The sequence below is a fragment of the Burkholderia sp. MSMB1459WGS genome, from assembly GCF_001534535.1.
In the GTDB taxonomy this organism is placed as follows: Bacteria; Pseudomonadota; Gammaproteobacteria; order Burkholderiales; family Burkholderiaceae; genus Burkholderia.
This window is the reverse complement of record NZ_LPMU01000068.1, coordinates 48,217-62,692: the sequence shown is the minus strand read 5'-3', so window position 1 is coordinate 62,692 and position 14,476 is coordinate 48,217. Positions and strand designations below refer to the sequence as shown.

The 14,476-nt window shown below is 66.7% G+C and carries 13 protein-coding genes; 6 read left to right on the top strand and 7 right to left on the bottom strand.

Translation table 11 applies throughout. The features are described from left to right. Positions 1-89 precede the first annotated feature (89 nt). From WT97_RS26485 to cysS, 5 genes are all read right to left on the bottom strand, one after another. Positions 90-1,343: an aspartate kinase gene (locus tag WT97_RS26485; RefSeq protein ID WP_011549493.1), complete on the bottom strand. Its 1,254-nt coding sequence runs from the start codon at positions 1,341-1,343 to the stop codon at positions 90-92. 342 nt (positions 1,344-1,685) lie between these two features. Continuing rightward, positions 1,686-3,107: a tRNA lysidine(34) synthetase TilS gene (gene tilS / locus WT97_RS26480; protein WP_060354676.1), complete on the bottom strand. Its 1,422-nt coding sequence runs from the start codon at positions 3,105-3,107 to the stop codon at positions 1,686-1,688. A gap of 46 nt (positions 3,108-3,153) precedes the next feature. Then, positions 3,154-4,125, bottom strand: a complete 972-nt coding sequence (locus WT97_RS26475; RefSeq protein ID WP_006478433.1) for an acetyl-CoA carboxylase carboxyltransferase subunit alpha — start codon at positions 4,123-4,125, stop codon at positions 3,154-3,156. 103 nt (positions 4,126-4,228) lie between these two features. Continuing rightward, on the bottom strand, positions 4,229-5,056 hold the full coding sequence (locus WT97_RS26470) for a DNA-3-methyladenine glycosylase (RefSeq protein ID WP_060354675.1): 828 nt from the start codon (positions 5,054-5,056) through the stop codon (positions 4,229-4,231). A gap of 43 nt (positions 5,057-5,099) precedes the next feature. Continuing rightward, positions 5,100-6,497 carry a cysteine--tRNA ligase gene (gene cysS, locus WT97_RS26465; protein ID WP_059505818.1) on the bottom strand — a complete coding sequence of 466 codons (1,398 nt, stop codon included), beginning with the start codon at positions 6,495-6,497 and terminating at the stop codon, positions 5,100-5,102. Between the two features lie 234 nt (positions 6,498-6,731). On the opposite strand from cysS, the gene WT97_RS26460 reads away from it, so the two are divergent. The 4 genes from WT97_RS26460 (at position 6,732) to WT97_RS26445 (ending at position 9,477) form a co-directional block, all read left to right on the top strand. Beyond that, positions 6,732-7,454, top strand: a complete 723-nt coding sequence (locus WT97_RS26460; protein ID WP_060034481.1) for a tetratricopeptide repeat protein — start codon at positions 6,732-6,734, stop codon at positions 7,452-7,454. A 40-nt stretch (positions 7,455-7,494) separates the two neighbouring features. Then, on the top strand, positions 7,495-8,070 hold the full coding sequence (locus WT97_RS26455; RefSeq protein ID WP_059505814.1) for a peptidylprolyl isomerase: 576 nt from the start codon (positions 7,495-7,497) through the stop codon (positions 8,068-8,070). A gap of 88 nt (positions 8,071-8,158) precedes the next feature. Next, on the top strand, positions 8,159-8,650 hold the full coding sequence (locus WT97_RS26450) for a peptidylprolyl isomerase (RefSeq protein ID WP_006483987.1): 492 nt from the start codon (positions 8,159-8,161) through the stop codon (positions 8,648-8,650). A gap of 26 nt (positions 8,651-8,676) precedes the next feature. After that, positions 8,677-9,477, top strand: coding sequence for a UDP-2,3-diacylglucosamine diphosphatase (locus WT97_RS26445; RefSeq protein ID WP_060354674.1), 801 nt, complete (start codon positions 8,677-8,679; stop codon positions 9,475-9,477). Between the two features lie 48 nt (positions 9,478-9,525). On the opposite strand, the gene cysE is transcribed toward WT97_RS26445, so the two are convergent. Beyond that, a complete protein-coding gene (gene cysE, locus WT97_RS26440; protein ID WP_257127380.1) occupies positions 9,526-10,299 on the bottom strand; it encodes a serine O-acetyltransferase in 774 nt (257 codons plus the stop codon). A gap of 306 nt (positions 10,300-10,605) precedes the next feature. Continuing rightward, on the bottom strand, positions 10,606-11,430 hold the full coding sequence (locus tag WT97_RS26435) for an RNA methyltransferase (RefSeq protein WP_060034479.1): 825 nt from the start codon (positions 11,428-11,430) through the stop codon (positions 10,606-10,608). Between the two features lie 281 nt (positions 11,431-11,711). Between WT97_RS26435 and WT97_RS26430 the strand changes: the two genes are divergently transcribed. Together WT97_RS26430 and WT97_RS26425 are read left to right on the top strand one after the other, a co-directional pair. Continuing rightward, positions 11,712-12,515 carry an inositol monophosphatase family protein gene (locus tag WT97_RS26430; protein ID WP_059505808.1) on the top strand — a complete coding sequence of 268 codons (804 nt, stop codon included), beginning with the start codon at positions 11,712-11,714 and terminating at the stop codon, positions 12,513-12,515. 304 nt (positions 12,516-12,819) lie between these two features. Further along, on the top strand, positions 12,820-14,442 hold the full coding sequence (locus tag WT97_RS26425) for an NAD(P)/FAD-dependent oxidoreductase (protein ID WP_059505806.1): 1,623 nt from the start codon (positions 12,820-12,822) through the stop codon (positions 14,440-14,442). The last annotated feature ends 34 nt before the right edge of the window (positions 14,443-14,476 follow it).

The following is a 14,476-nucleotide window of genomic DNA, read 5'->3' as shown; positions in this document are numbered from 1 at the left end:
GAGGCAGTGCGACGAGAACGAGATAATAAAGGGTTTCGAACCGTACGTCAATTTCCATGATGCATTTTCTTCAATGCATCACGAAAAATTCACGATGCCTGGTCGAGTTCGAATACCTTGTGCAGCGCGCGGACGGCCAGCTCCATATATTTCTCGTCGATCAGCACCGAAATCTTGATTTCGGACGTCGAGATCATCTGGATGTTGATGCCCTCTTCCGACAGCGTGCGGAACATCTTGCTCGCGACGCCCACGTGCGAACGCATGCCGACGCCGACGACCGACACCTTCGACACCTTCGGGTCGCCCTGCACGCGCTCGGCGCTCACATGGCCCTGCACCTGGTTGGTGAGGATGTCCATCGCCTTCTGGTAGTCGCCGCGGCCGACCGTGAACGTGAAGTCGGTCTTGCCTTCGACGCTCTGGTTCTGAATGATCATGTCGACGTCGACGTTCGCATCGGCCACCGGGCCGAGGATCTGATATGCGATACCCGGCTTGTCGGGCACGCCCATCACCGCAATGCGTGCTTCGTCGCGCTGGAACGCGATGCCGGAAATGACTGCCTTTTCCATGGTCTCGTCTTCTTCAAAAGTAATCAGGGTGCCCGAGCGCATTTCCTCGTCGAGCGCAATCAGCGGATCGGTCAGGCTCGACAGCACACGCGTCTTCACCTGGTATTTGCCGGCGAATTCGACCGAGCGGATCTGCAGGACCTTCGAGCCGAGGCTCGCCATTTCCAGCATCTCCTCGAACGTGACGCGATCGAGGCGGCGCGCCTCTTCGACGACACGCGGATCGGTCGTGTAGACGCCGTCGACGTCGGTATAGATCAGGCACTCTTCGGCACCCAGCGCAGCCGCCACCGCCACCGCCGACGTATCCGAGCCGCCACGGCCCAGCGTCGTGATGTGACCGTCCGGGTCGACGCCCTGGAAACCCGTGATGATCACGACCTTGCCCGCGTTCAGATCGTCCTTCACGCGCTCGTCGTCGATCGAGTGAATGCGTGCTTTCGTAAATGCGCTGTCGGTCTTGATCGGCACTTGCCAGCCGGCATAGCTCACGGCCTCGACGCCGATTTCCTGCAGCGCGATCGACAGCAGGCCGACGCTGACCTGCTCGCCGGTCGACGCGATCATGTCGAGCTCACGCGGGCTCGGCTGGCTCGAAATCTCTTTCGCAAGACCGAGCAGACGGTTGGTTTCGCCGGACATCGCCGAAGGCACGACCACCATCTGGTGCCCGGCTTGATGCCATTTTGCGACGCGTTTCGCGACGTTCTTGATGCGCTCGACCGAGCCCATCGAAGTGCCGCCGTATTTGTGTACGATGAGTGCCATTGTCGTTCTGAACTGGAGGAGAAACCGCACGGGCGCGCTGGGCAGGCCGCGGAGCCGTTCGGTCACGCGGCTTGTGGCTGTGGACGGACGACGAGGGGGACGGCTGGGACGCAACACGCAAGCGTGACGGATTTTGCCCGGAAGGCCGATCAGGCCGCGCAAACCGGGTACGTCACGCGGAAAACCTGCACAAAACGCTCAAAAATCGAGCCGAGCAAACGACTGAGCGTACCCGATAGAAGCCCGCTTGACAAGCCGCGCGCCGTGTCGGCGGCCGTTCCGGTGCTGTTTACCGAATGGTGAAAAAGGGCACGCCATCGCGCCGCCGGCAGCCCGCCGCCGCTAGGCGATCAACAGGTCAGGGCGCCATTCGATCCGGCGCCATGCGGGGGCGCCGGGCGCCGCGTCCTCAGGCACGTCGATGTCGCGATTGATGCCCAGCCGCGGCACGTAGATCAGTCGGTCGCCCGCGAACAGCAGCGGCACGTCGCGCTGCCACGCCGGCACGCCGCGCTCCTGGAACAGGTTCTTCAGCGTCCGGCCCGGCCCGCCCGGCGACGTACGCATCCGTTCGCCGCCGGCCCGGGCGCGCGCCGCCAATCGCGCGCCGCGCAGCAATCCTTCCGGCACCGCGTCGGCACTGCCTGCGTCGGCCGGCGCGAACACGAACGTGCCGCGCCATCCCGGCAGGCGCCACACTTCCTGTCCGTCCCATGCGAGCGCCGCCTCCGGTTGCGACGTCCCCGCGCCATCGTCGGCCGGTTCGCTGCTGTCGCCCGCTTCCCAGTAGACGACGTCGCGATAGAGCCGCAGGCACTGCCCCGCGTGATCGACGCGCAGCGCATGCGCGTCGTGTGCCGCGCGCAGTTGCCGCATCATGTTGGCAAGCCGGGCAGCCGACGCGCCCGGCAAACCGAGCCGACGCATCCAGAAGCGCAGCAGGTTCGCACCTCGCGTGTCGTCGAACGCGACCAGCGCATCGCGCGACAGCGCCCGACCGTCATCGCGCGCGGCGACGGCGAAATCCAGCTCGGCCAGATCGTCGAGCAGCCGCTGAGCGGCCGCCGCATGCTGGGCGGCGCGACCGAGCGCGTCGCGAAAGCCCGGGAAATGCACGGCCAGCGCCGGCAGTACGTCGATGCGCAGCGCATTGCGCGCATAGCGCGTATCGCCGTTCGATTCGTCGTCGATCCACGCGAGCGCGTGCTGCTCCGCATAGCGCTCGAGTTGTGCGCGCAACAGTCGCAGCAATGGACGCACACGCTCGATGCGCGTGCCGTCGGGGCGATATCGCGGCGCCATCGCGGCAAGCCCCGCGATTCCCGCCCCGCGCAACAGTTGCAGCAGCACCGTCTCGGCCTGGTCGTCCGCGTGTTGCGCGAGCCACAGCGCCGCCACGCCGTGGCGCTCGCCCATCTCGTCGAGCGCCGCGTAGCGACGCTCGCGCGCCGTCGCCTCGATACCGAGCCCGCTGTCGCGCGGCACGTCGACGCGCATCGATTCGAATGCGACACCGAGCCGTGCCGCCTCCGCTTCGGCATGCGCGACCCATGCATCGGCGTTCGCGCTCAGGCCGTGATGCACGTGCAGCGCGACGCAGCGCGATGCACCCGCGACACGCACGGCCGCATCGAGCAGCACCGTCGAATCGAGGCCGCCGCTGTAGGCAATCGCGATGCGCGCATCCGGCGGCAGGCCGGAAAGCGCAACGCCGACCGCGTCGAGTACGACACGGTCGGCGGAGAATTCGGTGGGCGGGATCACGAGCGGGACGCGCGCGCAGCGGCGCGCGAATGGAATACGCAGCCGGTCATGCGCCGGGCGTGGTTTCCTTGAACTTGCCGTAGGCCATCAGGCGCTCGAAGCGGCGCTCGCGCAGCGCATCGATGCTCATGCCCTGGAACTGGCGCAGCGAATCGGCCAGCGCACGGCGCAGCAGCGCGGCCATGCCCTTCGGATCGCGATGCGCGCCGCCGAGCGGCTCGTTGATGATCTTGTCGATCAGGCCGAGCGCCTTCAGGCGGTGCGCGGTCAGACCCAGCGCTTCCGCCGCTTCCGGCGCCTTCGCGGCGCTCTTCCACAGGATCGACGCGCAGCCTTCCGGCGAGATGACCGAGTAGGTCGAGAACTGCAGCATCATCACGGTGTCGGCCACCGCGATCGCGAGCGCGCCGCCCGAGCCGCCCTCGCCGATCACCGTCGTGATGATCGGCGTCTTCAGCTCGGCCATCACGTACAGGTTGCGGCCGATCGCCTCCGACTGGCCGCGCTCTTCCGCGCCGATGCCCGGGTACGCGCCCGGCGTGTCGACGAACGTGAAGATCGGCAGCCCGAACTTCTCGGCCAGACGCATCAGGCGTTCGGCCTTGCGATAGCCTTCCGGGCGCGGCATCCCGAAGTTGCGCGCGGCGCGCTCCTTCGTGTCGCGGCCCTTCTGGTGACCGATCACCATGCACGGATGGCCGCCGAAGCGTGCGAGACCGCCAACGATCGACAGATCGTCCGCGAACGCGCGGTCGCCATGCAGCTCGTGAAAATCGGTAAACAGCTCCGCAACGTAATCGAGCGTGTACGGACGCTGCGGGTGCCGCGCGATCTGCGAAACCTGCCACGGCGACAGGTTCGCATAGAGGTCTTTCGTCAGTTGCTGGCTTTTCTTCGACAGCCGCTCGATTTCTTCCGAAATATCGACAGCCGAGTCGTCCTGCACGAATCGCAGCTCTTCGATCTTGGCCTCGAGTTCGGCGATCGGCTGTTCGAAATCCAGAAACGTGGTCTTCATGTGTTCGAATCCTTGGGTCTTGCGGCAGCGCGTATTCTACCCGCGCGGGCGACGCTCAAAACCGGCTCTCAACTATTGATGTTTAAAACCCGATAGCCGACGCTCAGGCGTCGGCGTCGGGCGCATCGAGGCTGCGCCACATGTACCAGGTCGCGACGGTGCGCCACGGCTCCCAGTTGGCTGCCACCTCGCGCGCCTCGCTGCGCGTGACGGGTTCCCCGCTGAAGTAATTGACGCTGATCGCACGGATCAGGCCCGGGTCGTCGAGCGGCAGCACGTCCGGCCGCGACAGGTTGAAGATCAGGAACATCTCGGCCGTCCAGCGGCTGATGCCGCGGATCTGCGTGAGTTCCGCGATCACGTCCTCGTCGTCCATCGACGTCCATTTGTCGACGTGCAGCGCCCCCGACACGAAATGCTGCGCGAGATCGAGGATGTATTCCGTCTTGCGCTTCGACAACCCGCACGCGATCAGCTTGTCCGCGCCGAGCCGGATCACCGGTTGCGGCGCGAGTTTCGGACAGGCGTCCTCGATGCGCGCCCACAGCGACTGGGCGGACGGCACCGAAATCTGCTGGCCGACGACCGAGCGCGCGAGCGTGACGAACGGGTCGCCACGCTTCACGAGATGCGCGGGGCCGAACTTCGGAATCAGCTTCTTCAGGATCCGGTCGCGCTTGACAAGGTCCGCGCACGCCTTGTCCCAATAGGCAGGACGCACGACGACCTCCTCGCCGTCCGCTTCGGACGTACGTGTCTTGCGGGCCGTGTCGGCGGCCGGCGGCGCGGCCGCGGGCTGCGCATGACCGTTCAGCGCGCCGTTCGGCACGGCGCGCGTCGCGTCCGCCTTCGTCGCCGGTACGCGCTTGGCTGCCGGACGCGCGGCGACCGGGGTCGCGCGCCTGACCGGCGCTTTTCTGGCCGTTGCCATCTTGCCTCCTACCTGACGGATCGGTCAGTGGAACGCGCCGCGCTCATACGCGACGCCATTCGGTCGATCCGCCCGGTTTGTCTTCAAGTGCGATGCCGGCTTCGAGCAATTCCGCCCGGATCCGGTCCGCTTCGGCATAGTCCTTCGCTTGCTTCGCCGCGACGCGCGCGGCGATCTTCGCTTCGATCTCGTCGGCAGCGAGCCCGCCCGCCTGCGCGGCGCCCGACGCCTGCTGCAGGAACGCGCGCGGTTCGCGGCCCAGCAGGCCGAGCAGGCCCGCCAACTGTTTCAGTTGCCGCGCGAGCGACGCATCGCGCGTGCGGTTGACTTCACCCGCCAGCTCGAACAGCGTCGCCACCGCGACCGGCGTGTTGAAATCGTCGTTCATCGCGGCCGCGAAACGCTGCGCGTGCGGCTCGTTCCAGTCGAGCGCGAGCGTATCGGCGTCGACGTCCTTCAGCGCGGTGTACAGACGCGTGAGCGATGCGCGCGCATCGTCGAGGTGCACGTCGCTGTAATTGAGCGGCGAACGGTAGTGCGTGCGCACGATGAAGAAGCGCATGACTTCCGCATCGTAACGCTCGAGCACTTCGCGGATCGTGAAGAAGTTGCCGAGCGATTTCGACATCTTCTCGTTGTCGACCTGCACGAAGCCGTTGTGCATCCAGTAATTGACGAACGTCTCGCCGGTCGCGCCTTCGCTCTGCGCGATCTCGTTCTCGTGGTGCGGGAATTGCAGATCCTGCCCGCCGCCGTGGATGTCGAAATGATTGCCGAGCAGCGTGCAACCCATCGCCGAGCACTCGATGTGCCAGCCCGGGCGACCCATCCCGTACTTCGACGCCCACGACGCGCCTTCCGGATCTTCCGGCTTCGCGCGCTTCCACAGCACGAAGTCGAGCGGATCTTCCTTCGCGTCGTTCGCGGCGACGCGCTCGCCCGCACGCAGATCGTCGAGCGACTTGCCCGACAGCTTCCCGTAGTTCGTGAACTTGCGCACCGAGTAATTGACGTCGCCGTCGGTCGCCTGGTATGCATAGCCGTTCGTCTCGAGCGTCTCGATCATGCCGAGCATCTGCGGGATGAACTGCGTCGCGCGCGGCTCGATGTCGGGCCGCTGGATGCCGAGCGCGGCTTCGTCCTCGTGCATCGCACCGATGAAGCGGTCGGTCAGCGACTTGATCGTCTCGCCGTTCTCGACCGCGCGGCGGATGATCTTGTCGTCGATGTCGGTGATGTTACGCACATACGTGACCCGATAGCCGATCGCACGCAACCAGCGCTGGACGAGGTCGAACACGACCAGCATGCGCGCGTGGCCCACGTGACAATAGTCGTAGACGGTGATCCCGCATACGTACATCCGCACTTCGCCGGACTGGCGCGGCACGAAAACTTGCTTGTCACGCGCGAGCGTGTTGTAGATGCGCAGTGATTCCATAGAGATGAACCGTGAGCCGAAGGAAACCGCCCTGGCGAAGCTCGCCCAGCATGCGAAACGGACGGACCATCTGCCGCGGCGCCAGGCCGCGCGTCCTCGATATCACATGGGGCGGTCAGGCTGCAAGCACAGCGGTGACGGCCACGAGAGGCTAAGAAAGACTGTCTGACGCTCGCCGGAACGCGCAGACGTTTTGTTAGAATGGCTCGGAGTATAACATTCCGATTTACGCCTATGAAACCTCATCGCGGCCGCGCGCCGAGCGCTGCGACCCTCGTTGCGACCACCGTCATGGGCGTCGCGCTGACGCTTTTCGCGGCTCCCGCGGCGCATGCGCAAAAGGCCCCGGCCGTCGCCGACGGCACCCCCGAAATCGACGCGTCGATCGCCGGCAAGCAGTGGAAGCAGGCGCTCGCGCAGCTCGACGCACGCATCGCGTCGAACCCGCACGACGTGCAGGCGCAGTTCAAGCGCGGCACCGTGCTGGCCCGCCTGAACCGCGACGACGACGCGATCCAGCAATTCGTCGCGATCACGCAGGCGTACCCCGAACTGCCCGAGCCGTACAACAACCTCGCGGCGCTCTACGCGAAGCACGGCCGCTACGACGAAGCGCGCACCGCGCTCGTCACCGCGACGCAATCGAACCCGAGCTACTCGCTCGCGTACGAGAACCTCGGCGATCTGTACCTGCGGCTCGCGGCCGAATCGTACAAGCGCGCGCAATCGCTCGGTCGCACGAGCGGCGCGACCGCGCAGCGCCTCGCCGATCTCCAGAAGATCGTGTCGCCGTCGAAGGCCGCGCCGAACGCCCGCGCGACGACGCCGACCACGCGCGACTACACCGAGCGCGCCGCCGCGAACGTGAGCACCACCACGCTGCCGATGTCGCCGACGTTCCAGTTCAGCGGTCCGTCGGGCGCCTTGGCGGCGCCGTACGTCGCGCCGTCGAAATAAGCGGCGCGACCTTCCTTCCCCTCCCAACCTGAGGATCGCAATGAAACGTCTGTTGCTGGCGCTTGGCGGCGCCGCCCTTCTCGCGACCGCACCCGCGTTCGCGCAAACGGCCACCGCGCACCCCGTCGTGCAGCTGAAGACCTCGCAGGGCGACATCCGCGTCGAGCTCTATCCGGAGAAGGCGCCGAAATCCGTCGCCAACTTCCTCGATTACGTGAAGTCCGGCCAGTACAACGGCACGATCTTCCATCGCGTGATCAAGGGCTTCATGATCCAGGGCGGCGGCTACAAGACCAACTTCGAGGAGAAGCCGACCCGCGCGCCGATCCCGCTGGAGAGCCGCAATGGTCTGAAGAACCTGACGGGCACGATCGCGATGGCGCGCACCAGCGACCCGAATTCGGCTACCGCGCAATTCTTCATCAATACGGTCGACAACAGCGGCCTCGACTACCCGAACCCGGACGGCAACGGCTATGCGGTGTTCGGCAAGGTCGTGTCGGGTCTCGACGTCGTGAAGAAGATCGAAGGCGTGGCGACGACCTCGCGCGGCCCGATGCAGGACGTGCCGGCCCAGCCGATCGTGATCGAATCCGCGAGCATCGTCTCGAAGTAGTGACCTGCCGGCACGTCCGGCGCCTCACGCGGCCGCGTCGCACGACCGGCCGCGTGCCATTTAAACCGCCTCACCGAAGGAATTCATCATGGTTGAACTGCATACGAACCACGGCGTGATCAAGCTCGAACTCGACGCCGCGAAGGCACCGAAGACGGTCGAGAACTTCCTGAACTACGTGAAGAAGGGCCATTACGACGGCACCGTGTTCCATCGCGTGATCAACGGCTTCATGATCCAGGGCGGCGGCTTCGAGCCGGGCCTGAAGCAGAAGCCGACCGATGCGCCGATCGACAACGAAGCGAACAACGGCCTGAAGAACGACAACTACACGATCGCGATGGCGCGCACGAACGATCCGCATTCGGCGACCGCCCAGTTCTTCATCAACGTGAACGACAACGACTTCCTGAACCACTCGTCGCCGACGCCGCAGGGCTGGGGCTACGCGGTGTTCGGCAAGGTCGTCGAAGGCCAGGACGTGGTCGACAAGATCAAGGGCGTCAAGACGGGCAACGCCGGCTTCCACCAGGACGTGCCGACCGACGACGTCGTGATCGAGAAGGCCGTGGTGGTCTGACGCGCAGTCGTTACGGAGGCACTTCGATGTTGCAGGAGAGTCCGCCGCGAAGCGTCTCCGCGGGCGTGCCGGGCGAGCGCGAGTACGCGCAAGCCGCACGCCCGTTCCTGTTTCTCTCCGATCTGCACCTGAGCGAAGCGATTCCGAAGACGGTCGCCGCGTTCGAGCATTTCGTGAGATACACCGCCGACAGCGCCGATTCGGTGTTCATCCTCGGCGACCTGTTCGAATACTGGATCGGCGACGACATCCTCGACGACGATCCGTTCGCCGCGCGCATGGCCGCGCTGATGCACACGTTCTCGGAACGCGGCATCGCGCTCTACGTGATGCACGGCAACCGCGATTTCCTGCTCGGCCGGCGCTTCATGAAGGCCGCCGGCGCGATGCTGCTGCCCGATCCTTCGCTGATCGTCGCGTTCGGCCAGCGCATCGTGCTCGCGCACGGCGACGCGCAATGCACGGCCGACCGCGGCTACCAGATGTTCCGTCGCTTCGCGCGCAACCGCGTCGCGCAATGGTTGTTTCTCGCGTGGCCGTTCCGCTGGCGCCGCGCGCTCGCGCAACGCATGCGCTCGACCAGCGAAGCGGGCCGCATGCGCCCCGCTTCGGCCCTCTACGACGTCACGCGGGAAGGCGTGGCCGCGCTGTTCCGGAAAAGCCGCGCGAGCGTGATCATTCACGGCCACACGCACCGCCCCGCGCGCCACACGGAACCGGGCGGAATCCGCTGGGTGCTGCCCGACTGGGATCTCGATCACGGCACGCCGCGCGGCGGCTACCTGCGCGTCGATGCGGAAGGCATCCACGCGATGCCGCTCGACTGACGCCGCCGCTGCCGCGCCGACAGCAGCCGTCGGCGCGCTTCCCGTTCGTTACATCTGGCGTTCGACCGTCTTGCCTTCCAGCACCGCGGATAGCCTGCGCAGGTCGAGGCCCGCCGCGTCGGCGCCCTGCAGCGTTTCCAGATGCGTGCCGAGCCGCTCGAGCGCCGCGACGATCTCGTCGACGCGGCGGCTTTCCTTCGCCGCGTGATCGATCAGCCCGTGAATCGCGAGCGACATCGGATCGTCGGCGTTCGGCGTGATCCCGTATGCGCAAAATGCCGCGCGTTCGGGTTGCGGCTTCGGCTGCGCCGGCATCACGATGCGCGCAGGATTGCCGACCGCCGTGCCGCCCGCCGGCACCGGCTTGACGACCACCGCGTTCGAGCCGATCTTCGCGCCCGCGCCGACCGTGAACCCGCCGAGCACCTTCGCGCCCGCGCCGACGATCACGCCGGCCTCGAGCGTCGGGTGGCGTTTCGCGCCGCGCGTGAGCGACGTGCCGCCCAGCGTCACACCCTGATAGATCGTGCAGTCGTCGCCGACGATCGCCGTCTCGCCGATCACGACACCCATGCCGTGATCGATGAACACGCGCCGGCCGATCGTCGCGCCGGGGTGGATCTCGATCCCGGTCAGGAACCGGCCTGCCTGCGACGCGAACCGCGCGAGCCAGTAGCGTTTCGCACGCCAGCATGCATGCGCGAAACGGTGCAGCACGAGCGCATGCAGCCCCGGATAACAGGTCAGCACTTCCCACGCACTGCGAGCGGCGGGATCCCGCTCGCGAATCGTTGCAATGTCTTCGCGCAGTCTCGTGAACATGATGTGATCCGGGAAAAGGCCGGCGCGCATCGCCGGCAATGCCGGCCGTTATCGCGCCGGGTCATTTGCTTATGAGGTTCGGCGATTGTAGGGCCAGTCGCGGCGGGCCGCACGCGGCCGCGCGTTCACCCCGCGGCCGGCACGGGTATTCGGCCGGGACACTTGCTGCGGCGGGGTTTCCGCGGCGGGGCGATCGGGAGAAACAGCGGGTTCGGCGTTGCCTGTCGGTCGCTGCATGGCCTGTTCGGCCACACGCCGCATTCGCCGGCGAACGCCCCCGCGCCCGGCAATCGGAGCGCCGGCCCCTTACGCGTCGCCGCCCGGCTTGCCCGATTTCAGCAGGATATGCTTGGCGACGCCGCGCAGGATGTTGACCTCCTCGCGCTCGAGGCCCGTGCGCGCGAACAGGCGCCGCAGCCGCGGCATCAGCTTCTTCGGATTGCGCGGATCGAGGAAGTCGAGCGCGATCAGTGCGTTCTCGAGGTGCACGTACATCCGCTCGATTTCGTCGCTCTGCGCGAGCGTGCCCGCTTCGGCCTGCGGCTGCGCCGGCGGCTCGCTCGCCTGCTCGAGAAACGCGACACGCAACTCGTATGCGAGCACCTGCACGGCCTGCGCGAGATTCAGCGAACTGTAGGCCGGGTTGGCCGGAATGTGCGCGAGCGCGCTGCACTGCTCGACATGCTCGTTCGCGAGGCCGGTGCGCTCGTTGCCGAACACGAGCGCGATGTCGCCCGTGCCGACCTGCGCGCTCGCCTGCGCGGCGGCCGCGCGCGGCGCGAGGCGCGGCGGCCCGTATTCGCGCGTGCGCGCAGTCAGCGCGATCGACCAGTGAACGCCGGACAGCGCTTCGCCGAGCGTCGGCACGACGTGCGCGGACGCGAGGACGTCGTCCGCGCCGCTGGCCATCGCGATCGCTTCGGGGTCGCTCTGCACGTGCGGCACGCGCGGCGCGACCAGCACGAGGCGCGAGAAGCCCATCGTCTTCAGCGCGCGGGCGGCCGCCCCGACGTTGCCGGGATGGCTCGGCTCGACGAGCACGAAACGGGTGGACGTGAAGCCGCCGGACGGCGGCAAGGACGAGGCCGCGCCCGATTCGGACGGCGCGGCGGGGTTCTGCGAGGTTTCCACTACGATACGACTCGGTTCATCAGAATGGCCGTATGGTATCGCCATCGCTCCCGCAAACCCACTCGTCCGGATGGCCAGTGGGGGTTTCCCCGCATGCCGCTCGCCTGAAACCGCCGAAAATCGGGTAAAATCATGCCTTTACGCGTTGCGCTCCGCGCAGCGCGGGTCGTACCCCGCTCTTTGTCAATTCGCGTCTCACCTCGTCCCGGCACGCTTGCGCCGTACCGGGCGGTTGTCCCACTTCGTGGCGGCCCGTGCCGCCGGCTACAGGATCTAGGCTCATGCATCCCATGCTCAATATTGCTGTCAAGGCTGCGCGCCGCGCCGGACAGATCATCAATCGCGCGTCCCTCGATCTCGACCTGATCGAGATCCGCAAGAAGCAGCAGAACGACTTCGTCACCGAAGTGGACAAGGCCGCCGAAGACGCGATCATCGAGACGCTGAAGACCGCCTACCCCGACCACGCGATCCTCGCGGAGGAATCGGGCGAATCGGAGAACGAATCCGAATTCAAGTGGATCATCGATCCGCTCGACGGCACGACCAACTTCATCCACGGCTTCCCGTACTACTGCGTATCGATCGCGCTCGAGCACAAGGGCATCGTCACGCAGGCCGTCGTCTACGATCCGAACAAGAACGACCTGTTCACGGCCACCCGCGGCCGCGGCGCGTACCTGAACGACCGCCGCATCCGCGTCGGCCGCCGCGATCGCCTGTCGGACGCGCTGGTCGGCACGGGCTTCCCGTTCCGCGAGAAGGACGGCCTCGACGCATACGCGCGCCTCTTCACCGAGATGACGCAGGCCTGCACGGGCCTGCGCCGCCCGGGCGCGGCGGCCCTCGACCTCGCGAACGTCGCGGCCGGCCGCCTCGACGCATTCTTCGAGCAAGGCATCAACGTGTGGGACATGGCGGCGGGCAGCCTGCTGATCACCGAGGCCGGCGGCCTCGTCGGCAACTACACGGGCGACGCCGATTTCCTGCATCGCCACGAGATCGTCGCCGCGAACCCGAAGATCTACGCGCAGATGATCCCGATCCTGAACCGCTACAGCCGCGTGCATCCGGCAGCGGAATAAGCCCGGGCCGCGCCCGCGTGGCGCGGCTTTTGCGCAAACCGCGCGCGCGGCATCGCCACGATGGCGCGCCGATCGCCCGACACGCGGGACAATCTTCCGTGCACACGGGTCGCTTCGTGCGCCTATCCTGAAGTTGCTCGAGTTGCCCGCACGGGTCGGCGTACTGCCGCTCGCGCCGCTTGTCCCGCAACGACAGCGCATGGTTTGCGTCCGGCATGCCCGCACGGCGAACAACGCCGCCGGCATGCCGGCCCCGCCTGTATCAACACCGCCACGGCGCCGTGGCAATCGCATCCGAGTCCCCATGTTACGGCTAAGCGAAATCAAACTTCCCCTCGACCACCCCGACAGCGCGCTCGAGGCCGCGATTCGCGCGCGCCTCGCCGAGCTAGGCGTGGCGGCAGACGGGCTGCTCCGTTACACCGTGTTCCGCCGCGCGCACGACGCACGCAAGCGCGCCGACATCAAGCTCACGTACATCGTCGATGTCGAAGTCACCGACGAGGCAGCCGCGCTCAAGCGCATCGCCGGCAAGCCGCATTGCGGCGTGACGCCCGACATGACGTATCACTTCGTCACGAAGGCGCCCGAGCACGCCGACTTCCTGCGCCCCGTCGTCATCGGCATGGGGCCGTGCGGGCTGTTCGCAGGGCTGATCCTCGCGCAGATGGGCTTCCGTCCCATCATTCTCGAACGCGGCAAGGCCGTGCGCGAGCGCACCAAGGACACCTTCGGCCTGTGGCGCAAGAGCGTGCTCAACCCGGAATCCAACGTGCAGTTCGGCGAAGGCGGCGCGGGGACGTTTTCCGACGGCAAGCTGTACAGCCAGATCAAGGATCCGAACCACTATGGCCGCAAGGTGCTGGACGAATTCGTCAAGGCCGGCGCCCCCGAGGACATCCTGTATCTGAGCCGGCCGCACATCGGCACGTTCCGACTCGTCAGCATGGTGGAAAAAATGCGCGCGTCGATCCACGAACTCGGCGGCGAAGTGCGTTTCGAAACCCGCGTCGACGATATCGAAATCGACCAGGGCAAGGTGCGCGCACTCAAGCTGTCGAACGGGGAAACGCTGCGGTGCGACCGCGTGGTGCTGGCCGTGGGCCACAGCGCGCGCGACACGTTCCAGATGCTGCACGACCGCGGCGTCTACATCGAAGCCAAGCCGTTCTCGCTGGGTTTTCGCATCGAACATCCGCAGGGGCTGATCGATCGCAGCCGCTTCGGCAAGTTCGCGGGCCACAAGCAACTCGGCGCGGCCGACTACAAGGTGGTCCACCACGCAAGCAACGGGCGCGCCGTCTACAGCTTCTGCATGTGCCCGGGCGGCACGGTGGTCGCCGCGACCTCGGAGCCCGGCCGCGTGGTCACCAACGGAATGAGCCAGTATTCCCGCGCCGAGCGCAATGCGAATGCGGGCATCGTCGTCGGCATCACGCCGGACGACTATCCGGGCGGCCCGCTCGCCGGCATCGCGTTCCAGCGCAAATGGGAAGAACGCGCATTCGAACTCGGCGGCGGCGATTACCGCGCGCCGGGCCAACTGGTCGGCGATTTCATCGCGGGCCGGCCGTCGACGTCGCTGGGCACCGTGGAACCGTCGTACAAGCCCGGCGTGAATCCGACCGATCTCAGCACCGCGCTGCCGGACTATGCGATCGAAGCGATCCGCGAAGCGCTGCCCGAGATCGACAAGAAAATCGCCGGCTTCGCGATGCACGATGCCGTGCTCACCGGCGTGGAAACGCGCACGTCGTCGCCGATCCGGATTCGGCGCAAGGACGACTACCAGAGTTTGAACGTCGAAGGCCTGTATCCGGCCGGCGAAGGCGCCGGCTATGCGGGCGGCATCTATTCGGCAGCGATCGACGGGATCGAGGTCGCGCAGGCGGTGGCGCTCAGCCTGACGTCGGCGCACGCGTCCTGATTTGCGATACGGGGCCGGCGCGCGAAGGTCCGTG

Excerpts from the sequence above, each read along its gene's own strand:
- WT97_RS26485 (WP_011549493.1), bottom strand. The coding sequence starts at position 1,343 with ATGGCACTCATCGTACACAAATACGGCGGCACTTCGATGGGCTCGGTC.
- WT97_RS26430 (WP_059505808.1), top strand. The coding sequence starts at position 11,712 with ATGCATCCCATGCTCAATATTGCTGTCAAGGCTGCGCGCCGCGCCGGA.
- WT97_RS26445 (WP_060354674.1), top strand. The coding sequence starts at position 8,677 with ATGTTGCAGGAGAGTCCGCCGCGAAGCGTCTCCGCGGGCGTGCCGGGC.
- WT97_RS26450 (WP_006483987.1), top strand. The coding sequence starts at position 8,159 with ATGGTTGAACTGCATACGAACCACGGCGTGATCAAGCTCGAACTCGAC.
- cysS (WP_059505818.1), bottom strand. The coding sequence starts at position 6,497 with ATGGAATCACTGCGCATCTACAACACGCTCGCGCGTGACAAGCAAGTT.
- WT97_RS26425 (WP_059505806.1), top strand. The coding sequence starts at position 12,820 with ATGTTACGGCTAAGCGAAATCAAACTTCCCCTCGACCACCCCGACAGC.
- WT97_RS26460 (WP_060034481.1), top strand. The coding sequence starts at position 6,732 with ATGAAACCTCATCGCGGCCGCGCGCCGAGCGCTGCGACCCTCGTTGCG.
- WT97_RS26470 (WP_060354675.1), bottom strand. The coding sequence starts at position 5,056 with ATGGCAACGGCCAGAAAAGCGCCGGTCAGGCGCGCGACCCCGGTCGCC.
- cysE (WP_257127380.1), bottom strand. The coding sequence starts at position 10,299 with ATGTTCACGAGACTGCGCGAAGACATTGCAACGATTCGCGAGCGGGAT.
- WT97_RS26475 (WP_006478433.1), bottom strand. The coding sequence starts at position 4,125 with ATGAAGACCACGTTTCTGGATTTCGAACAGCCGATCGCCGAACTCGAG.
- WT97_RS26455 (WP_059505814.1), top strand. The coding sequence starts at position 7,495 with ATGAAACGTCTGTTGCTGGCGCTTGGCGGCGCCGCCCTTCTCGCGACC.